This window comes from Leclercia adecarboxylata (assembly GCF_006874705.1).
GTDB classification, from domain to species: domain Bacteria; phylum Pseudomonadota; class Gammaproteobacteria; order Enterobacterales; family Enterobacteriaceae; genus Enterobacter; species Enterobacter adecarboxylatus_C.
This window is the reverse complement of record NZ_CP035382.1, coordinates 4,691,414-4,710,452: the sequence shown is the minus strand read 5'-3', so window position 1 is coordinate 4,710,452 and position 19,039 is coordinate 4,691,414. Positions and strand designations below refer to the sequence as shown.

20 protein-coding genes are annotated in these 19,039 nt (G+C 57.2%); 11 read left to right on the top strand and 9 right to left on the bottom strand.

Annotated elements, in window-relative coordinates; translation table 11 throughout:
• Positions 1-68: 68 nt before the first annotated feature.
• A complete protein-coding gene (lpxM, locus tag ES815_RS23495) occupies positions 69-1,040 on the top strand; it encodes a lauroyl-Kdo(2)-lipid IV(A) myristoyltransferase (protein WP_142489968.1) in 972 nt (323 codons plus the stop codon).
• Positions 1,041-1,148: 108 nt separating this feature from the next.
• Here the strand turns inward: lpxM and pyk are convergent, their stop codons facing one another.
• The gene (gene pyk, locus ES815_RS23490) at positions 1,149-2,591 is read right to left on the bottom strand and encodes a pyruvate kinase (protein ID WP_106993322.1); all 1,443 of its coding nucleotides are present in this window, start codon (positions 2,589-2,591) and stop codon (positions 1,149-1,151) included.
• Positions 2,592-2,714: 123 nt separating this feature from the next.
• Positions 2,715-3,620, bottom strand: coding sequence for a MurR/RpiR family transcriptional regulator (locus ES815_RS23485; protein WP_142489967.1), 906 nt, complete (start codon positions 3,618-3,620; stop codon positions 2,715-2,717).
• A 322-nt stretch (positions 3,621-3,942) separates the two neighbouring features.
• Between ES815_RS23485 and zwf the strand changes: the two genes are divergently transcribed.
• From zwf to ES815_RS23470, 3 genes are all read left to right on the top strand, one after another.
• Positions 3,943-5,418, top strand: a complete 1,476-nt coding sequence (gene zwf, locus ES815_RS23480; RefSeq protein WP_142489966.1) for a glucose-6-phosphate dehydrogenase — start codon at positions 3,943-3,945, stop codon at positions 5,416-5,418.
• A gap of 233 nt (positions 5,419-5,651) precedes the next feature.
• Positions 5,652-7,463 (top strand): phosphogluconate dehydratase, encoded by a 1,812-nt coding sequence (gene edd, locus ES815_RS23475; protein ID WP_142489965.1) that lies wholly within the window; start codon positions 5,652-5,654, stop codon positions 7,461-7,463.
• A 39-nt stretch (positions 7,464-7,502) separates the two neighbouring features.
• Complete coding sequence (locus ES815_RS23470) at positions 7,503-8,144, top strand: bifunctional 4-hydroxy-2-oxoglutarate aldolase/2-dehydro-3-deoxy-phosphogluconate aldolase (RefSeq protein ID WP_059307637.1); 642 nt, start codon at positions 7,503-7,505, stop codon at positions 8,142-8,144.
• Positions 8,145-8,248: 104 nt separating this feature from the next.
• Here ES815_RS23470 and purT read toward each other — a convergent pair whose 3' ends face one another.
• On the bottom strand, positions 8,249-9,427 hold the full coding sequence (gene purT, locus ES815_RS23465) for a formate-dependent phosphoribosylglycinamide formyltransferase (protein WP_142489964.1): 1,179 nt from the start codon (positions 9,425-9,427) through the stop codon (positions 8,249-8,251).
• Positions 9,428-9,575: 148 nt separating this feature from the next.
• On the opposite strand from purT, the gene yebF reads away from it, so the two are divergent.
• The 3 genes from yebF to ptrB all read left to right on the top strand — a co-directional run bounded on the left by yebF (position 9,576) and on the right by ptrB (position 12,839).
• Positions 9,576-9,929: a protein YebF gene (gene yebF / locus ES815_RS23460; RefSeq protein WP_142489963.1), complete on the top strand. Its 354-nt coding sequence runs from the start codon at positions 9,576-9,578 to the stop codon at positions 9,927-9,929.
• A gap of 87 nt (positions 9,930-10,016) precedes the next feature.
• Complete coding sequence (locus tag ES815_RS23455; RefSeq protein WP_142489962.1) at positions 10,017-10,667, top strand: tellurite resistance TerB family protein; 651 nt, start codon at positions 10,017-10,019, stop codon at positions 10,665-10,667.
• A gap of 90 nt (positions 10,668-10,757) precedes the next feature.
• Positions 10,758-12,839 carry an oligopeptidase B gene (ptrB, locus tag ES815_RS23450; RefSeq protein ID WP_142489961.1) on the top strand — a complete coding sequence of 694 codons (2,082 nt, stop codon included), beginning with the start codon at positions 10,758-10,760 and terminating at the stop codon, positions 12,837-12,839.
• Here ptrB and exoX read toward each other — a convergent pair.
• The 3 genes from exoX to ES815_RS23435 all read right to left on the bottom strand — a co-directional run bounded on the left by exoX (position 12,821) and on the right by ES815_RS23435 (position 14,505).
• Positions 12,821-13,483, bottom strand: coding sequence for an exodeoxyribonuclease X (gene exoX / locus ES815_RS23445; protein WP_142489960.1), 663 nt, complete (start codon positions 13,481-13,483; stop codon positions 12,821-12,823). The genes ptrB and exoX overlap by 19 nt on opposite strands.
• 24 nt (positions 13,484-13,507) lie before the next feature.
• Positions 13,508-14,167, bottom strand: coding sequence for a nitrilase-related carbon-nitrogen hydrolase (locus ES815_RS23440; RefSeq protein ID WP_142489959.1), 660 nt, complete (start codon positions 14,165-14,167; stop codon positions 13,508-13,510).
• A 107-nt stretch (positions 14,168-14,274) separates the two neighbouring features.
• Positions 14,275-14,505, bottom strand: a complete 231-nt coding sequence (locus ES815_RS23435) for a DNA polymerase III subunit theta (protein ID WP_142489958.1) — start codon at positions 14,503-14,505, stop codon at positions 14,275-14,277.
• 136 nt (positions 14,506-14,641) lie between these two features.
• Between ES815_RS23435 and yobA the strand changes: the two genes are divergently transcribed.
• From yobA to ES815_RS23420, 3 genes are read left to right on the top strand one after another with little or no spacing between them, the layout of a single operon-like run.
• Entirely contained in the window at positions 14,642-15,016 is a 375-nt protein-coding gene (gene yobA, locus ES815_RS23430) for a CopC domain-containing protein YobA (protein ID WP_142489957.1), read from the top strand.
• 1 nt (position 15,017) lies between these two features.
• Positions 15,018-15,890 (top strand): copper homeostasis membrane protein CopD, encoded by an 873-nt coding sequence (gene copD, locus ES815_RS23425; RefSeq protein ID WP_142489956.1) that lies wholly within the window; start codon positions 15,018-15,020, stop codon positions 15,888-15,890.
• Between the two features lie 14 nt (positions 15,891-15,904).
• On the top strand, positions 15,905-16,243 hold the full coding sequence (locus tag ES815_RS23420) for a YebY family protein (RefSeq protein ID WP_142489955.1): 339 nt from the start codon (positions 15,905-15,907) through the stop codon (positions 16,241-16,243).
• A 399-nt stretch (positions 16,244-16,642) separates the two neighbouring features.
• On the opposite strand, the gene ES815_RS23415 is transcribed toward ES815_RS23420, so the two are convergent.
• Positions 16,643-17,590, bottom strand: coding sequence for a VirK/YbjX family protein (locus ES815_RS23415; protein ID WP_142489954.1), 948 nt, complete (start codon positions 17,588-17,590; stop codon positions 16,643-16,645).
• Between the two features lie 178 nt (positions 17,591-17,768).
• On the opposite strand from ES815_RS23415, the gene pphA reads away from it, so the two are divergent.
• A complete protein-coding gene (gene pphA / locus ES815_RS23410; protein ID WP_142489953.1) occupies positions 17,769-18,410 on the top strand; it encodes a protein-serine/threonine phosphatase in 642 nt (213 codons plus the stop codon).
• Here the strand turns inward: pphA and ES815_RS23405 are convergent, their stop codons facing one another.
• Both ES815_RS23405 and ES815_RS23400 read right to left on the bottom strand, forming a co-directional pair.
• Positions 18,411-18,602 (bottom strand): YebW family protein, encoded by a 192-nt coding sequence (locus ES815_RS23405; RefSeq protein ID WP_142489952.1) that lies wholly within the window; start codon positions 18,600-18,602, stop codon positions 18,411-18,413.
• Positions 18,603-18,706: 104 nt separating this feature from the next.
• Positions 18,707-18,946, bottom strand: a complete 240-nt coding sequence (locus ES815_RS23400) for a YebV family protein (protein WP_032611546.1) — start codon at positions 18,944-18,946, stop codon at positions 18,707-18,709.
• Positions 18,947-19,039: the final 93 nt, after the last annotated feature.

The following is a 19,039-nucleotide window of genomic DNA, read 5'->3' as shown; positions in this document are numbered from 1 at the left end:
GTGCCTTGCGCACTGCCTCGCTAAACTAACGCATTACTCTTTTAAGCATCACCCGCCCTGGAAAAAGCATGGAAACCCAAAAAAACAACAGTGAATACATTCCTGAATTTGAGAAATCCTTTCGTCATCCGCGCTTCTGGGGCGCCTGGCTGGGTGTTTATGCCTTTGCCGGTATTGCAATGCTTCCGGCATCCGTGCGCGACCCACTGCTTGGTCAAGTGGGACGTCTGGCGGGCAAGCTGGGTAAAAGCGCCCGCCGCCGCGCGCAGATAAACCTCTTCTACTGCTTCCCGGAGAAGAGTGAGGCGGAGCGCGAAGCGATCATTGACGAGATGTTCACCACCGCGCCACAGGCGATGGCCATGATGGGCGAGCTGGCGTTACGTGGGCCGGAAAAGGTCGCCGGCCGCGTTGACTGGAAAGGTCTGGAAATCATCGAGGAGATGCGTCGCAACGACGAAAAGGTGATCTTCCTGGTGCCGCACGGCTGGGGCGTGGATATTCCGGCGATGCTGATGGCGTCGCAGGGGCAAAAAATGGCGGCGATGTTCCACAACCAGGGGAACAAGGTTTTCGATTATGTATGGAATACGGTGCGTCGTCGCTTTGGTGGCCGCCTGCATGCCCGCAACGACGGCATCAAACCCTTTATCAAATCCGTGCGCCAGGGCTACTGGGGCTATTATCTGCCGGACCAGGATCACGGGCCGGAACACAGCGAGTTTGTCGATTTCTTTGCCACCTATAAGGCCACGCTACCGGCGATTGGTCGGTTGATGAAGGTATGCCAGGCGCGGGTGATCCCGCTCTTCCCGATTTACGATGGCAAAACCCATCGCCTGACGATTGAAGTCCGCCCGCCGATGGACGATCTGCTCACCGCCGACGACAACACCATTGCGCGTCGGATGAACGAAGAGGTGGAGATACTGGTGGGGCCGCATGTAGAGCAGTACACCTGGATCCTGAAACTGCTGAAGACGCGCAAGCCGGGCGAGAAAGAGCCTTACAAGCGCAAAGAGCTGTATCCCAAGAAATAAAAAATCCCCCGTCTCGGGGGATTTTTTTTGCCCGGCGGCGCTTCGCTTGCACGGGCCTACGAACCTCTAGGCCGGGTAAGCGCAGCGCCACCCGGCAAAACCGCCGTATTATTCGACGGTCATCACGCGGGTGGTGTTGGTTGAGCCAATGGTGCTCATCACATCGCCCTGGGTCACGATGACGATATCCCCGGAAACCAGATAGCCTTTGTCGCGCAGCAGATTCACGGCATCGTTCGCCGCCGCCACGCCGTCGCTGTTGCTGTCGAAGAACACCGGCGTCACGCCGCGGTACAGCGCGGTCAGATTCAGGGTGCGCTCATGACGGGACATAGCGAAAATCGGCAGGCCGGAGCTGATACGCGAGGTCATCAGCGCGGTACGGCCGGATTCGGTCATGGTGATGATTGCGGTCACGCCTTTCAGGTGGTTAGCCGCGTACATCGCTGACATCGCAATGGCTTCTTCCACGTTGTCGAACTGAATGTCCAGACGGTGCTTGGAGACGTTGATGCTTGGGATCTTCTCTGCCCCCAAGCAGACGCGCGCCATCGCGGCCACGGTTTCCGCCGGATACTGGCCGGCAGCGGTTTCGGCTGACAGCATCACCGCATCGGTACCGTCGAGCACGGCGTTCGCCACGTCCATGACTTCCGCACGGGTCGGCATTGGGTTGGTGATCATCGACTCCATCATCTGGGTGGCGGTGATCACGGAGCGGTTCAGCTGACGGGCACGGCGGATCAGCGCCTTCTGGATCCCGACCAGTTCCGGGTCGCCAATCTCAACGCCCAGGTCACCACGGGCCACCATCACCACGTCAGAGGCGAGGATAATGTCATCCATCGCGTCCTGGCTGCAGACCGCTTCCGCACGTTCCACTTTGGCGACAATTTTGGCATCGCAACCTGCGTCGCGCGCCAGACGGCGGGCGTAGTTCAGATCTTCGCCACAGCGCGGGAAGGAGACGGCGAGGTAGTCAACGCCAATCTCAGCCGCGGTGAGGATGTCGGCTTTGTCTTTTTCGGTCAGAGCTTCAGCAGAGAGACCGCCGCCCAGCTTGTTGATGCCTTTATTGTTGGAGAGCGGGCCGCCAACGGTTACTTCGGTGAACACCTTCATGCCCTGAACTTCCAGCACTTTCAGCTGAACGCGACCGTCGTCGAGCAGCAGGATATCGCCCGGCACCACGTCAGCAGGCAGGCCTTTATAGTCGATCCCCACTTTCTCTTTGTCGCCTTCGCCTTTGCTCAGGTTGGCGTCGAGGAGGAACTTGTCACCGATATTGAGGAAAACTTTGCCTTCTTTGAAGGTCGATACGCGGATTTTGGGACCCTGAAGGTCACCGAGGATAGCTACATGACGTCCCAGTTTTGCCGCGATCTCACGGACCTTATCTGCACGTAATTTATGATCTTCCGGTGTCCCGTGAGAAAAGTTCATACGTACCACGTTGGCGCCTGCAGCGATGATTTTCTCGAGGTTATTATCGCGGTCAGTAGCCGGGCCTAAGGTGGTAACGATCTTGGTTCTGCGAAGCCTTCTGGACATGTAATACTCCGTTGTCTGAAACAACCTGGTGTTGCGTGAACGATGATTCGGCACGTTGTCCGCCGTAATACCAACAGGAAACTTACCGAATGCCGAAAAAAGTAACAACTTTATAATTGACGATCAGGGAACTTCACCCTTGATGAACAATTCTTTATCAAAACGCGATTCCTTGAGCGCTTCTTTGACGCGCTTCAAGTTATCTCTGAATTTCGCCCCGCGGCGCAGGGTAAAGCCGGTAGCCAGCACGTCGATGACGGTTAACTGCGCCAGACGCGACACCATCGGCATGTAGATGTCGGTGTCTTCCGGCACGTCGAGAGTGATCGCCAGCGTCGCTTCACGCGCCAGCGGCGTACCGGTGGTGGTGAGAGCAATTACCATGGCATCGTTTTCACGCGCCAGCTGGGCCAGCTCAACCAGACTTTTGGTACGACCAGTATGCGATATCAGCACCACCACGTCATCTTCGTTACAATTCATACAGCTCATGCGTTGCAGCACGATGTCGTCGGAATAGATAACCGGGACATTAAAGCGAAAAAATTTGTTCATTGCATCGTGAGCGACGGCTGCTGACGACCCGAGACCAAAGAAGGCAATTTTCTTCGCCTGAGTCAGTAGATCGACGGCCCGGTTAACCGACCCCATATCCAGCGACTGGCGGACCTGGTCCAGCGTCGCCATTGCCGATTCAAAAATTTTGCCGGTATAGGCCTCCACGCTGTCGTCTTCATCGACATTGCGGTTTACATAGGGGGTTCCGTTAGCCAGACTCTGCGCCAGATGCAGTTTAAAATCAGGAAAGCCACGCGTCTCCATACTGCGGCAGAAGCGGTTGACGGTCGGTTCGCTGACCCCCGACTCCTGGGCCAGAGTGGCGATGCTGGAATGAATGGCCTGAGCGGGGGCGGCGAGAATTACTTCAGCCACTTTTCGCTCGGATTTGCTAAGGTGTTCCAGTTGAAACTGGATTTTTTCCAGCATGTTCATTATTAACACGGCGCTCATCGGTGGAAACGATTTCATTAAGGGGTGAAATCGCGATTCGAATTAGCAAGAATATACGCCTGTGATTTGCCGAAAAGGGCAAACCCCGAAAAAAATGTTGTTGTTTTTTTTCATTACTTGATCGCTGTCGGATTTTAGCAACGGCCTGAGAGAACAAAATTTCGCCCGTTTCACCGTTATTACCCCGCGCGGGGCGATCCCCTGACGAAATATCGCCGTATCGCACGCGAGGATAAGTGCAAATGGTTTCGGGAATGACATAAAAGCAGTAGAGTGCATGTAATAAAATTACAACGATATTCTGGCAAAAGCACCAGGATATCCAACTGAGGAGAATGACATGGCGGTAACGCAAACAGCCCAGGCATGTGACCTGGTCATTTTCGGCGCGAAAGGCGATCTTGCACGCCGGAAATTGCTGCCTTCCCTGTATCAACTGGAAAAAGCGGGTCAGATCCACCCGGAGACGCGCATCCTGGGCGTGGGCCGTGCCGACTGGGATAAAGACGCGTATACCAAAGTGGTGCGCGAAGCGCTGGAAACTTTCATGAAGGAGAAGATCGATGAAAGTTTGTGGGATACGCTGAGTGGACGTCTCGATTTCTGCAACCTCGACGTGAACGACACGTCGGCCTTTGCCGATCTGGGCGCGATGCTCGATCAAAAAAATCGCGTCACCATCAACTATTTCGCCATGCCGCCAAGCACCTTCGGCGCCATCTGCAAAGGGCTCGGCGAAGCAAAACTGAACGCCAAGCCGGCACGCGTGGTCATGGAAAAACCGCTGGGTACCTCGCTGGCGACCTCCCGTGAAATTAACGACCAGGTCGGGGAATACTTCGAAGAGTGCCAGGTTTATCGTATCGACCACTACCTCGGTAAAGAGACGGTGCTCAACCTGCTGGCGCTGCGTTTCGCCAACTCCCTGTTTGTGAATAACTGGGATAACCGCACTATCGACCACGTGGAGATCACCGTGGCGGAAGAGGTGGGGATTGAAGGGCGCTGGGGTTACTTTGACCAGGCCGGTCAGATGCGCGACATGATCCAGAACCACCTGCTGCAAATCCTCTGCATGATCGCCATGGCACCGCCGTCAGATCTCTCTGCAGACAGCATTCGCGATGAGAAGGTGAAAGTGCTGAAGTCCCTGCGCCGCATCGATCGCTCCAACGTGCGTGAGAAAACCGTCCGCGGTCAGTACACCGCCGGTTTCGCCCAGGGTAAAAAAGTGCCGGGCTATCTGGAAGAAGAGGGCGCGAATAAAACCAGCAGCACCGAAACTTTCGTCGCCATCCGCGTGGATATCGACAACTGGCGTTGGGCGGGTGTGCCTTTCTACCTGCGCACCGGTAAACGTCTGCCGGCCAAATGCTCTGAAGTGGTTGTCTACTTCAAAAATCCGGAACTGAACCTGTTCAAAGAGTCCTGGCAGGAGCTGCCGCAGAACAAACTGACCATCCGTCTGCAGCCGGACGAGGGCGTGGATATTCAGGTGCTGAACAAGGTGCCTGGCCTGGATCACAAGCACAACCTGCAGACCACCAAGCTGGATCTGAGCTACTCCGAAACCTTCAACCAGAACCATCTGGCGGATGCGTACGAACGTCTGCTTCTGGAAACCATGCGTGGGATCCAGGCCCTGTTTGTGCGTCGTGACGAAGTGGAGGAGGCGTGGAAATGGGTCGACTCCATCACCGAAGCCTGGGCCGCGGATCAGGATGCACCGAAACCTTATCAGGCGGGTACCTGGGGACCGGTTGCCTCTGTGGCGATGATCACCCGTGACGGCCGCTCCTGGAACGAGTTTGAGTAAATTAACCGCTAATCCTTAGGGGTTATTTTACCGGTAACATGATCTGGCTCAGGCCAGCGCACAATAAGTAACCATTTAAGCTCCGTGTGGATTTCCACCCGGAGCTTTTTTTATTACACTGCCAGAAGCGATTTTGCCCCAGAGCTCCGGCAATCAAGCGTTTCAGCGATGTTATAGCCTGCTAAACACTTTGTTAATTCCAGAGCGCGGACAGATAAATGACAGGAGCTTCTATGAATTCGACTTTGTTACGGGTAACACAGCGCATTGTTGAGCGCTCGAAAAAGACCCGTTCAGCCTACCTCGCGCGCATTCAGCAGGCGAAGACCGATACGGTCCATCGTTCGCAGCTGGCCTGCGGTAACCTGGCGCATGGTTTTGCCGCCTGCCAGCCAGAAGATAAAGCCTCGCTGAAAAGCATGCTGCGTAACAATATCGGCATCATCACCTCCTACAACGACATGCTCTCGGCGCATCAGCCGTATGAGACCTACCCGGACATCATTCGGAAAGCGCTGCACCAGGCCAATGCCGTGGGCCAGGTCGCGGGCGGGGTGCCTGCGATGTGCGACGGCGTGACCCAGGGTCAGGACGGGATGGAACTCTCGCTGCTGAGCCGGGAAGTGATCGCCATGTCCGCCGCGGTCGGCCTGTCGCATAACATGTTTGATGGCGCGCTGTACCTCGGCGTGTGCGACAAGATTGTTCCGGGGCTGGCGATGGCGGCCCTGTCGTTTGGTCATCTTCCTGCGCTGTTCGTGCCGTCAGGCCCGATGGCCAGTGGTCTGGCTAATAAAGAGAAAGTGCGCATTCGCCAGCTGTATGCCGAAGGCAAAGTGGATCGCATGGCGCTGCTGGAGTCGGAAGCGGCGTCCTATCACGCGCCGGGCACCTGTACGTTTTACGGTACCGCCAACACCAACCAGATGGTGGTGGAATTTATGGGAATGCAGCTGCCGGGCTCGTCGTTTGTCCACCCGGATGCACCGCTGCGTGAAGCCCTGACCGCCGCAGCGGCGCGGCAGGTGACCCGCCTGACCGGTAACGGCAACGAGTGGATGCCGCTCGGTAAAATGGTTGATGAAAAAGTGGTGATCAACGGTATCGTGGCTCTGCTGGCGACCGGCGGCTCCACCAACCACACCATGCACATGGTGGCGATGGCCCGTGCTGCGGGCATTCTCATCAACTGGGACGATTTCTCCGATCTGTCTGAAGCGGTGCCGCTGATGACCCGTCTCTACCCGAACGGCCCGGCAGACATTAACCACTTCCAGGCGGCGGGCGGCGTACCGGTGCTGATGCGCGAGCTGATGAAGGGCGGTCTGCTGCATGAAGACGTCAACACGGTGGCCGGTTTTGGCCTGCAGCGTTACACCCTGGAGCCGTGGCTGAACGATGGCGAGCTGGACTGGCGTGAAGGGGCTCAGGCTTCGCTGGATGAGAGCGTGATCGCCACCTTCGACAAGCCATTCTCTCACCACGGCGGCACCAAAGTGCTGAACGGCAACCTGGGTCGGGCGGTAATGAAGACCTCTGCGGTGCCGGTGGAAAACCAGGTTATTGAGGCCCCGGCGATTGTGTTCGAGAGTCAGCATGACGTGCTGCCGGCATTTGAAGCCGGTCTGCTGGACAAAGATTGCGTGGTTGTGGTCCGTCATCAGGGACCAAAAGCGAACGGCATGCCAGAATTACATAAACTAATGCCGCCACTTGGTGTATTATTGGACCGCTGTTTCAAAATTGCGTTAGTAACCGATGGACGCCTCTCCGGCGCATCAGGTAAAGTGCCTTCTGCCATCCATGTCACCCCGGAAGCTTACGACGGTGGATTGCTGGCAAAAGTGTACGATGGCGACATCATCCGCGTTAACGGTCAGACTGGCGAGTTGACCTTACTGGTGGATGAGGCGGTACTTGCCGCACGTAAGCCACATATTCCTGACCTGAGCGCATCGCGCGTGGGCACGGGGCGCGAAATGTTCAGTGCGCTGCGCGAGAACCTCTCGGGCGCAGAGCAGGGCGCGACCTGTATTACGTTTTAAGACGACAAGAATTATCGATCTGGCGAGAGAAAAACTCTGATGAAAAACTGGAATACAAGTGCAGAAGCAATCCTGAAAACTGGCCCGGTAGTGCCGGTGATCGTGGTTAACAAGCTGGAACACGCTGTGCCGATGGCGAAAGCGCTGGTTGCCGGTGGCGTTCGCGTCCTGGAAGTGACCCTGCGTACCGCCTGTGCAATGGATGCGATTCGCGCCATCGCCAAAGAAGTGCCGGAAGCCATCATCGGCGCAGGTACCGTACTGAACCCTCAGCAGTTGGCTGAAGTCACCGAAGCCGGTGCGCAGTTCGCCATCAGCCCGGGTCTGACCGAGCCCCTGCTGAAAGCGGCAACCGAAGGCTCTATTCCACTGATCCCGGGCATCAGCACCGTATCTGAGCTGATGCTGGGTCTGGACTACGGCCTGAAAGAGTTCAAATTCTTCCCGGCGGAAGCCAACGGCGGCACCAAAGCGCTGCAGGCTATCGCAGGTCCGTTCGCCAACGTGCGTTTCTGCCCGACTGGCGGCATCTCCCCGGCGAACTACCGTGACTATCTGGCGCTGAAAAGCGTGCTGTGCATCGGTGGCTCCTGGCTGGTTCCGGCGGATGCGCTGGAAGCGGGCGACTGGGATCGCATCACTAAGCTGGCGCGCGAAGCGGTAGAAGGCGCGCAGCAGTAAGCTTTTTGACTGTCGTGCGCTTTGTTTGCCGGGTGGCGCTGCGCTTACCCGGCCTACGATAAACGTCAAATGTCTAAAAAAACGGGCCATCAGGCCCGTTTTTTTTATCCTGCTACCTGCACGCTGGCGGCGGCCTGTTTCGCCCGCTCTATTGCGGTTTCCACATCTTCGCCCGTTGCCAGCGCCACGCCTAAGCGACGCGAACCTTCGATTTCTGGCTTACCGAACAGACGCAGCTGCAGGCCCGCGCCCACTGCGGCATCAACGTTATCAAAGGTGACGTTCTGGCTGGTCAGCTGGGGCAGGATCACCGCCGATGCCGCGGGACCATACTGACGCACGCCGCCGACCGGCAGGCCGAGGAAGGCGCGAACGTGCAGGGCGAACTCGGAGAGATCCTGAGAAATCAAGGTCACCATGCCGGTATCGTGCGGACGCGGAGAGACTTCGCTGAAAATTACCTCGTCGCCACAGACGAACAGCTCGACGCCAAACAGCCCGTGGCCGCCCAGGGTCAGCACTACCTTGCGGGAAATTTCCTCGGCGCGTGCGCGGGCCAGCGGGCTCATCCGCTGCGGCTGCCAGGATTCGCGGTAGTCGCCATCTTCCTGACGGTGGCCAATCGGATCGCAGAAGTGCACCCCATCGACGGCACTGACGGTCAGGAGGGTGATCTCAAAATCAAACTGCACCACCCCCTCAACAATCACCCGTCCGGCTCCGGCGCGGCCCCCCTGTTGGGCGTAATCCCAGGCCTGATCCAGCTGGTCGGCGCTGCGCACAAAGCTCTGTCCCTTACCGGAGGAGCTCATCACCGGCTTAATGATGCACGGGTAGCCAATCGCGGCGACCGCCTCTAAAAAATCACTTTTGCTGTCGGCAAAACGGTAGCGGGAGGTAGGCAGAGCCAGCTCTTCCGCGGCCAGGCGGCGAATACCTTCCCGGTTCATGGTCAGCTTCGCGGCGCGGGCACAGGGCACCACGTGCTGGCCTTCGGCTTCCAGCGCCAGCAGGGTATCGGTGGCGATAGCTTCGATTTCCGGCACCACGAAGTGCGGTTTTTCTGCGGCAATCACCGCACGCAGGGCGTCGCCATCGAGCATATTAATGACGTGCGAGCGATGGGCAACGTGCATGGCCGGGGCATCGGCATAGCGATCGACGGCGATCACTTCAATCCCTAAGCGCTGGCACTCGATGGCCACTTCTTTGCCCAGTTCACCGGATCCGAGCAACATTACGCGCGTCGCTGCCGGGCGCAGCGCAGTTCCTAAACGAGTCATAATCATCCCCCTGAAAAAGTTGCGCGCAGTATAAACGAAAACGTTTGCGTCTGTCTTGCTTCGCGAAAATCCGCCGTGCCGACAGGCGGTTATTTGCATCGTCATATTTTTCGACCATGCTTTTGGGGAGCCAATACAGGAGATCGTGATGAACAAAACAGGGGTTGTGATGGCGCTGGCGCTGTTGAGTGCCAGCCTGACGGCGCAGGCCACCGATGAGAAAACCGTGAAGTTTCCGACCTGTGAAGGTCAGGATGCCGAGGGGATTGCCGCCAGCGTGAAGCGGGACTATCTGCAAAACCGCATCGTGCGCTGGGCGGACGATCAAAAGACGCTGGGGATGGCCGACCCGGTAGCGTGGATCAACCCGAAGGAGGTAAAGGGTGAAAAAGATCGCTGGACCGTGCCGCTGACGGTGCGGGGGAAAAACACCGATATCCATTATCAGGTGAAGGTGGACTGTAAAGCGGCTAGCGCGCAGTACCAGTCAGCGAAAAAGTGAATTTTCGCTTCTTTTGTCGCCGCAGACATTTCCTGACATCCCCTCGCTTAGGCTGTGAGATTCATGCACCGTTAAGTGAGGGAAATCATGTCAAACTGGTTGAATCAATTACAGTCGCTGCTGGGGCAGAAAGCGGGGTCATCCTCGGGAGAAGGGCTGAGCAAAATGCTGGCGCCAGGGGCGCTTGGCGGCCTTGCAGGGCTACTGGTTGCGAATAAATCCTCGCGTAAGCTGTTGGCGAAATACGGCACCGGGGCCCTGCTGGCGGGCGGCGGCGCTATTGCCGGTACCGTGCTGTGGAACAAGTATAAGGACAAGGTGCGCAGCGCCCATCAGGATGAACCGCAGTTTGGTCAGCAGGCCTCGGCACTGGATGTGCGCAGTGAAAGGCTGATCCTGGCCCTGGTCTTTGCGGCGAAGAGCGACGGGCACATTGACGATCGAGAGCGTGCCGCCATTGAGCAGCAGCTGCGGGAAGCGGGCGTGGAGGAGCAGGGCAGGACGCTGGTGGCCCAGGCCATCGAGCAGCCGCTTGATCCCCAACGACTGGCGCAGGGGATAAAAAATGAAGAGGAAGCGCTGGAGCTCTATTTCCTGAGCTGCGCGGCGATCGATATCGATCACTTTATGGAGCGCAGCTATCTCAATGCGCTGGGCGATGCGCTGAAAATCCCGACCGAGGTCCGGGAAGGCATTGAACAGGATATTCGTCAGCAAAAACAGGCGCTCCCCGGCTAACTTTTTACCCCCGGGTATCCCGTTTCGCTTGCATCGTGCGCATGTTTTGCCAACCTTATAGGGTGTTAAACGTAAAAGAATCATACTGACATGCCACCTAAAGCCCAACGCATACCGCACGCTCTCACCGCGCACGGTGACACGCGTATCGACAACTATTACTGGTTGCGCGACGATACCCGCTCACAGCCGGAGGTGCTGGATTACCTCCACGATGAAAATGACTATGGCCGCAGGGTCATGTCGACGCAGCAGGCGCTGCAGGACCGTCTGCTTAACGAAATGGTAGAGCGCGTTCCGCAGCGTGACGTCTCGGCGCCCTGGAGTCGCAACGGCTATCGATACCGACACGTCTATGAGCCCGGTAACGAATACGCCATCTATCAGCGGCAGTCGGTGCTCTGCGCCGAGTGGGAGGAGTGGGAAACGCTGCTGGATGCCAACCAGCGGGCGTCGCACAGCGAGTTTTATACCCTTGGCGGCATGGCGGTATCGCCGGATAACGCCATTATGGCCCTGGCCGAAGACTACCTCTCCCGACGGCAGTACGGCTTACGGTTCCGCAATCTGGAGTCCGGGAACTGGTATCCTGAGATGCTCGACAACGTCTCCCCCGATTTTATCTGGGCCAACGACTCGGAGACCGTCTATTACATCAAAAAGCATGCCACCACGCTGCACCCTTTTCAGGTCTGGCGGCATACGGTAGGCACCGCGTCCACCAGCGACGAGCTGGTTTATGAGGAGAAAGACGAAACCTTTTACGTCAGCCTGCACAAGACCACGTCGAAACACTACGTGATTATCTTCCTCGCCAGCGCCACCACTACCGAGGTGCTGCTGCTGGATGCCGAACTGCCGGACGCCCAGCCGCTGTGCTTTATGCCGCGCCGCAAGGATCACGAGTACAGTCTCGACCACTTCCAGCACACCTTCTATCTGCGCTCCAACCGGGAGGGCAAAAACTTTGGCCTTTACAAAACCAAAGTGCGCGACGAACGCAAATGGGAAGTGCTGATCCCGCCGCGCGAGCAGGTGATGCTTGAAGGCTTTACCCTCTTTACCGACTGGCTGGTGGTGGAAGAGCGCCAGCGCGGGCTGACCAGCCTGCGGCAGATCAACCGCAAAACCCGGGAGGTGATCGGTATCGCCTTCGACGATCCCGCCTACGTAACCTGGATTGGCTATAACCCGGAGCCGGAAACGTCGCGCCTGCGCTACGGTTACTCCTCCATGACCACTCCCGATACCCTGTTCGAGCTGGATATGGACACCGGGCAGCGCAAGGTGCTGAAGCAGGCCGAGGTCAAAGGCTTTAATGCTGAACTCTACCGCAGCGAGCACGTCTGGATTGTAGCTCGCGACGGCACCGAAGTGCCGGTTTCGCTGGTCTACCATAAGCACCATTTCCGCAAGGGCAAAAACCCGATCCTCATCTACGGCTACGGTTCTTATGGTTCCAGCATCGACGCCGATTTCAGCAGCAGCCGCTTAAGCCTGCTCGACCGGGGCTTCGTCTTTGCTATCGCCCATATTCGCGGCGGCGGCGAGCTGGGGCAGAAGTGGTATGAGGACGGCAAATTCCTGAAAAAGAAAAACACCTTCAACGACTATCTCGATGTCTGCGATGGGCTGCTCGAGCTGGGGTATGGCGACAGGAAACAGTGCTTCGCGATGGGGGGTAGCGCGGGCGGCATGCTGATGGGTACCGTGATCAACGAACGTCCGGGGCTGTTTAAAGGCGTGGTGGCGCAGGTGCCCTTTGTCGATGTGCTGACCACCATGCTCGACGAATCCATCCCGTTGACCATCGGAGAGTATGAGGAGTGGGGCAACCCGCAGGATCCGACCTACTACCGCTACATGAAAGCCTACAGCCCTTACGACAACGTAGAGGCGAAGGCCTATCCGCACATGCTGGTCACCACCGGCCTGCATGACTCCCAGGTGCAGTACTGGGAGCCCGCGAAGTGGGTGGCGAAACTGCGTGAGATGAAGACCGACGATAATTTATTGCTGCTCTGTACCGACATGGATGCCGGACACGGCGGGAAATCCGGGCGCTTTAAATCCTATGAAGGGGTGGCGCTGGAGTATGCGTTTATCGTCGGCCTGGCGCAGGAGACACTGACCGCCCGGTCTGGAGAGGCGGATCAGGATCCGCCCAGATAGTGCTTCAGGGTGAGGCGCAGCTCGGGGCTCATTCTGTCGAGGTTGTTATACAGCCAGCGCAGATAGCCCGGATCTTTGTCTGCCACCTCCGCTACCGCTTTCCCGCGATATTTACCGAAGGTAAAGGTGGTCAACAGCGCCGGTCGTCCGGTGATGTCGGCCATCTCATCCGGGGTCCAGCCGGTGGTGTTCATGATATCAATCAGCAACGCGGCGGTAATATAGCAGTCGTACAGGGCGCGGTGATGATGCAGCCCTTCCGGCGTCCTGACGCTGAGTTTGCGCGACTTATAGAGCGCCATATTGCTGTATTTGATCCCCGGCCATACGCGCCGGGCCAGCTTCATGGTACAGATCCATTCTCCCGGCATCTCGGGCAGAACGCGGCGATCGAAGCTGGCGTTATGCGCCACATACCACTGGCTGCCGTGATAGTGCGGGATCACCTCTTCAATCCAGGGTTTGTCGGCCACCATCGCCTCGGTGATGCGGTGAATCGCCATCGCCTGCGGGCTGATGGGGCGATCCGGACGCACCAGATGGCTGCATGGGTTGACGATCTGCCCGTTCACAACATCGACAGACGCCACTTCCACAATCCCTCCCTGCAGATCGCAGGTTTCGGTGTCGATGACACGTAGCATGGCTCTCTCCTGGCCGTAAAAGGTTTAGCGTAATGGAATGATCTCACCTTGCCAACTCTGCTCTACATAGCGACCCGTTAATAACAGCTCGCCGGGATCGGCGCGAAGGATTAACTGTCCGCGCGCATCCCACAGGGCGCTACCGCCGTCGTGATTGGCCACCAGCACCGCAATCCCGTAGCGATGGGCAAAACGCTGCCACTGTGCAAAGGAGGCGGGCCTTTCAGCTTCACTCACCGCCATGCCGCGGGTAAACAGCGTGGCGTTGGGGGTGATATTGGGCGGCTCGGCGTGAGCATCGACAAGAGACAGGCCGCTGCTGTGTCGACTCTCCAGACAGGCACCTGCGCCATGCGGGTAGAGAATGGCCTGGGGCCGTTCCGGGCTAAACCACGCCAGCCCACGCTGACGCTGGCCGTTATCGTCCACCGTGATCCCGGCAATAACCGAGAGGTTACACGCCTTCACGGCCTCATGCAGCGGCGCGAGCTGCTGGCGAGCAGGTGGGGCAGGGAGTTGGCTGTTTGGTAAGACCGGGCCGGTTAACGAGAGTTCCGGAAAGAGCAGCAAATTGCACTGCTGGCGTGCGGCGGCGGTGATAAAACGCAGATGGTGTGATACGTGGTCGTCCACGCAGTGATGGGTCGGCTGGTACTGAGCAGACGCAATAGTCCAGTGAGACATCGTGATTTCCTTATGCACGGAGTCGCAGAGATTCATAAAGCCCCTGAATGAATCAGGGCTTTTTATCCTGGCATAATCTGTGTAAGGAACTGTAACAGCGGGTAAGGTTACTTAACTTTCGGCTCCCACGGCAGGCGCGAGAGGTTAACAGAGGTTAATCGATGCGCAATCAGTCGCTCGCGGAACCAGTCGCGCAGGTGCGCCGGTTGTTCCCGCTCTACCACCTCAGCGATAACCGGCATGTTATAGCGCTCTTTAAAAGCTACGCCCGCAGCGGCCAAATCTACATTCACTTTGTCCATCTCCTCCTGGGGGAGGGTGGCGAGATTAGTCTTCATAAGGGTCTCCTTCATTTGCGGGCCAACGTTACCCAAACGGCGGCGCATTGACAAGCCCGGGCAGGATGATCCTCGACTGGATCATTATACAGAGTTATCCTCTGACAATCAGGCATAACAAAAAGGAATGTATGTGATGGCGATACCCCTTTCCCGTGCTCTCTGCACGCTGACTCTGTTATTGACTACGTTGACGACGCCGGTTGTCTTTGCTCATGCCCATTTGCAGCATCAATACCCCGCGGCCGATGCCGCCGTTGACGCGGCGCCCCAGGCATTAACGCTCAACTTCTCCGAGGGGATCGAGCCGCGGTTTAGCGGGGTTTCCGTCACGGATGATAAACAGCAGCCCGCCGAAACCGGGGCGGTAAAACGCAATGAGAAGGACCCGACCCAGCTGATCGTGCCATTAAACTCTCCGCTGACGGCAGGCACCTACCGGGTGGACTGGCATGTGGTCTCCGTGGATGGTCACAAAACCCAGGGTAGCTACCGTTTTAGCGTGAAGTAAAATGCTGGCGTTCTGCTACATTACGCTGCGTTTTGTCCATTTTTCCGCCCTGATGGTGCTGTTCGGCAACGCCCTGTACGGCGCCTGGCTGGCACCCGTCTCGCTGCGGCGTCTGCTGGCGCGCCGTTTTCGTCGCCAGCAAAAAGCGATCGCTTCTGTTGGCCTGCTCTCAGCAGTGATGATGCTGGCGCTACAGGGCGGGATGATGGGCGATGGCTGGCAGGATGTTATTAGCGCACCAACCTGGCTTGCAGTACTCACCACCCAGTTTGGCCGGATCTGGCTATGGCAGATTATCCTTGCCCTGATGACCTTCTGGATTGCCTGGCTGGAACCGCGAAAAGCCGTTCCGCTGATCCTGCTGTTTACCGCCGCGCAGTTTATCCTGCTGGCGGGCGTCGGGCATGCGGCGATGCATGAGGGCATTCTGGGGAGGGTGCAGCGCAGCAATCATGGCCTGCATCTGCTGTGTGCGGCCGTCTGGCTGGGTGGCTTATTGCCGCTGCTCTTTTGCCTGCGCCTGTCGCGCGGACGCTGGCGGGAGGCCGCCATCTATACCATGATGCGCTTCTCGCGCTATGGTCATCTGGCCGTCGCCGGGGTGGTACTCACCGGGGCGATCAATACCCTGCTGATCCAGGGCTGGGTAGCGCCGTGGCACTCGGCATGGGGGCGGCTGCTGTTGTTGAAATGTGCGCTGGTGGCAATGATGGTGGTAATTGCGCTGGTGAATCGGTATGTTCTGGTGCCGCGATTTCGTTCTGGCGACGGACGTGAGCAACGTTATTTTATCAGGATGACGCAGACTGAGGTTGTGCTGGGGGCGCTGGTTCTGGCGGCAGTCAGCCTGTTCGCGACCTGGGAACCCTTCTGACGAGGTGGAACACAATGAAAAAAACAGTACTTTCTCTCTTATTGCTGGCCTGTTCCGGCACGGCGCTGGCGGCACCGCAAGTGATCACCGTTAGCCGGTTTGAAGTGGGTAAAGATAAATGGGCGTTTAACCGGGAAGAGGTGATGCTGACCTGCCGTCCGGGCCATGCGCTGTATGCCATCAACCCAAGCACGCTGGTGCAGTATCCCCTGAACGACGTGGCGCAGCAGCAGGTCGACAGCGGTAAGAGCAACGGCCAGCCGATTTCTATTATCCAGGTTGATGACCCGGCTAACCCAGGGCAGAAGATGAGTCTGGCGCCGTTTATTGAGCGCGCCAATACGCTCTGCTAGCTTCCCGCTTCCAATAAAAAAACCGCAGGCTTCTCTTCGGAAGCATTGCGGTTTTTGTGTTTAAGGACAGGCTAACGCTTTTTTTCAGGCCACTTTTGCTGCGGACTGGAAAACCTGGCGTCGTCATCTATTCTTAAAGTGCAAGGCGACTTAGCCTGCATTAATGCCAACTTTTAGCGCACGGCTCTCTCCCAAGAGCCATTTCCCTGGACCGAATACAGGAATCGTATTCGGTCTCTTTTTATCTGTTGAAAGTAAACGCATTTTCCTGTTGCGGACTTTAACAGTTGGGCAACATCCTCTGTTATTCCTTAAACCATACCACACTACGCCCGGCGGAAGTCCAGCGCTTTTTAGCGCTTGTGTTAAATTTTTGCCTGTCACCGATGAAAGCAGATATTAGCGGCAAAACCGGACGCGGATGGCCTGCTCAATCTCATCCAGCAGCTGAAAACGACGACGGTATTCGGCGCGTTTTTTACTGGCAATGCTCTCCAGTGATTTGCGTTCCATGCCGGCTGGCAGGGCCCAGCGGAAGGCATTGTCCTGCTTACCGCCCAGTGACGCCCAGAATTCATCGTAGCTGGCGTGCAGATGGCGCCCTTTGCTCAGACGGTAACGCAGGGCGCGAAAAACATGGCCCTCATCGCTGACGCCGTAAATGGCGCTGATATCTGACTGCTTCGCCAGGTTGAAGACGGCTTCCAGCAGAATACGTTTCGGAAACAGGCCATAACAGGCCCGTGTGGCGTTTTTAATCGTCTCCCGGCCGACATCCCGGCGTGGCCCCTGCAGGCCGCCAATCACCAGCGCGCTGCGCCCGTTCTCTCCGACGACGCTGAAGGTCAGACTCGCCAGCAGGGTATTATCCCCGGCGCGTAACCAGAGAGTGGTTTCGCCCTCGCGCTCGGCCTTCACCGCGGAAGTGGCGCAGATCGTATAGCAGGCGTCCTCTTTGGTGGCGAACTGCAGCAGCGGAAGCGGCGACGGGCTGGTAAAAAGATGCGCCAGGCTACTATCCGGTAGCGCATCAATCCAGGCGTAGTGGTGCAGGATCGCCGCCGCGCGCTCACCGGCCGTCAGCCCGCGGGTGAGGTACTGGCGCTGGGTTTTCACCGGCAGCGTTGGCTGTGCCTTCAGCAAGGTTGAAAAATCATCGCGACGGGCGATCGTCTCCAGCATGCGGGTGGTCGAAGACCAGAACAGCAGGGTGCGCAGGAAAAATTTCAGCCGGTAATCGCGTTTTTGCCACAGCGGCCCGGGCGTAAGATCGCCTTTCGTCAGGGCGAGAATAACGGAAGAACGGTGCGCGTATGGCACCTCAGCAGGCAGGATAGTATTTGACACGATGAAGACCTCTTTATAATTCTGCAATTATCTTAAAGGTCATCGGATAATCATTTAACCGTTGCTAAACCTTTATTTCCGCTTCGTTTAATAACGATTGAGGTTATTAAACAGGGTGCCTTCCTCTCCTCACCAGTGCTCCATTCCGCAGGGGCTATACTGATCCTGAGGAGGCGCTATGTATCTAAAACTTGATGGTCACAACTGGCGACACGTCTGGGTGGTAAGCGATCTTCACGGCTGTTATCAACTGCTTATGGATGAAATAGAGCAGCGACATTTTAATCCGTATGAGGATTTACTTATTTGCGTCGGCGATCTTATCGACCGCGGGCCGGACAGCGTCAAATGCCTGCAGTTATTAAATGAAAACTGGTTTTATGCGGTGCGCGGCAATCATGAGCAGATGGCGCTGGATGCCCTGCATAATAAGAGCTTCGGGCTGTGGTTGATGAACGGCGGCGTCTGGTTTGCCGAATTAAAGGGCGACCAGCAGCAGGCTCTCGACCTGTTCAGGCGCTGCGAAACGCTGCCGTGGATTATCGAAATCACCTGCGCCAACGGCGTGAACGTGATTGCCCATGCCGATTACCCGTCATCGCAGTATGAATGGGATAAACCGGTCGCGAAGCAGCGCATTCTGTGGGACAGGGATCGCCTGCGGGCTCTAATGAACGGTCATGAGGAGGGGATCGCCGGGGCCGATCACTTCTGGTTTGGCCATACGCCGCTAAGTCAGCGGTTTGATTGCCAGAACCTGCACTATATCGATACCGGGGCGGTGTTTGGCGGGTCGTTGACTCTGGCGCAGCTACAGTGATTAGAGGTCGGCATACTCCTGAGCCGGACGCCAGAAGCCGTCGATAAAGTCTTCGACCGGATAGCAGCCGCCGTGACGGATCCGCTGATCGTCCATCGAAGCCTCGCACTGCAGTTCGGTGCGATAAACGTCCACGACCAGGTCTTCGCAACCCGCGTCCAGATAACAGATAAACAGAACCAGTGCGTACATCATGCCCCTTAGCATTCACTATCGTATTAATATTGTAGGGGATGATTCAGGGAAGGGGAAAATACGCTGACAAATAACCCGCCTGCGGGCGGGTTCTCTCCAAATCATGCAAGGCGCATGATCCAGGCATCGGAACCTTGGTCGTAATGCTCACGGTATAGTACGGAGTGTTCGCCATCGAGGAGTGCCGGGACGCTGGTATCTGCATCCCAGGCATCGAGCTGCATGCACAGGTCAGGGTCAGACTTGCAGGGGATGGTTAACGTTCGTTCGCCCTGCGTATCGCCGTTTAACTCGGCATCATCGATTTCGAATGCGCCAATGCGCACATTGGTTTTCGTCATAATGCTCTCCAGAATCTCGCTGTGGTCTGGTACGACCAGTATAGTCGCCCACTTTTCAGCCTGGTCAATGGAGAGCAAAAGCGCCAGTAAAAA

Excerpts from the sequence above, each read along its gene's own strand:
- ES815_RS23435 (WP_142489958.1), bottom strand. The coding sequence starts at position 14,505 with ATGAAGACTAATCTCGCCACCCTCCCCCAGGAGGAGATGGACAAAGTG.
- ES815_RS23455 (WP_142489962.1), top strand. The coding sequence starts at position 10,017 with ATGTCAAACTGGTTGAATCAATTACAGTCGCTGCTGGGGCAGAAAGCG.
- pyk (WP_106993322.1), bottom strand. The coding sequence starts at position 2,591 with ATGTCCAGAAGGCTTCGCAGAACCAAGATCGTTACCACCTTAGGCCCG.
- pphA (WP_142489953.1), top strand. The coding sequence starts at position 17,769 with ATGTATCTAAAACTTGATGGTCACAACTGGCGACACGTCTGGGTGGTA.
- yebF (WP_142489963.1), top strand. The coding sequence starts at position 9,576 with ATGAACAAAACAGGGGTTGTGATGGCGCTGGCGCTGTTGAGTGCCAGC.
- ES815_RS23485 (WP_142489967.1), bottom strand. The coding sequence starts at position 3,620 with ATGAAATCGTTTCCACCGATGAGCGCCGTGTTAATAATGAACATGCTG.
- copD (WP_142489956.1), top strand. The coding sequence starts at position 15,018 with ATGCTGGCGTTCTGCTACATTACGCTGCGTTTTGTCCATTTTTCCGCC.
- exoX (WP_142489960.1), bottom strand. The coding sequence starts at position 13,483 with ATGCTACGTGTCATCGACACCGAAACCTGCGATCTGCAGGGAGGGATT.
- ptrB (WP_142489961.1), top strand. The coding sequence starts at position 10,758 with ATGCCACCTAAAGCCCAACGCATACCGCACGCTCTCACCGCGCACGGT.
- purT (WP_142489964.1), bottom strand. The coding sequence starts at position 9,427 with ATGACTCGTTTAGGAACTGCGCTGCGCCCGGCAGCGACGCGCGTAATG.
- lpxM (WP_142489968.1), top strand. The coding sequence starts at position 69 with ATGGAAACCCAAAAAAACAACAGTGAATACATTCCTGAATTTGAGAAA.
- zwf (WP_142489966.1), top strand. The coding sequence starts at position 3,943 with ATGGCGGTAACGCAAACAGCCCAGGCATGTGACCTGGTCATTTTCGGC.
- ES815_RS23440 (WP_142489959.1), bottom strand. The coding sequence starts at position 14,167 with ATGTCTCACTGGACTATTGCGTCTGCTCAGTACCAGCCGACCCATCAC.
- ES815_RS23405 (WP_142489952.1), bottom strand. The coding sequence starts at position 18,602 with ATGTACGCACTGGTTCTGTTTATCTGTTATCTGGACGCGGGTTGCGAA.
- ES815_RS23470 (WP_059307637.1), top strand. The coding sequence starts at position 7,503 with ATGAAAAACTGGAATACAAGTGCAGAAGCAATCCTGAAAACTGGCCCG.
- edd (WP_142489965.1), top strand. The coding sequence starts at position 5,652 with ATGAATTCGACTTTGTTACGGGTAACACAGCGCATTGTTGAGCGCTCG.
- ES815_RS23400 (WP_032611546.1), bottom strand. The coding sequence starts at position 18,946 with ATGACGAAAACCAATGTGCGCATTGGCGCATTCGAAATCGATGATGCC.
- ES815_RS23420 (WP_142489955.1), top strand. The coding sequence starts at position 15,905 with ATGAAAAAAACAGTACTTTCTCTCTTATTGCTGGCCTGTTCCGGCACG.
- yobA (WP_142489957.1), top strand. The coding sequence starts at position 14,642 with ATGGCGATACCCCTTTCCCGTGCTCTCTGCACGCTGACTCTGTTATTG.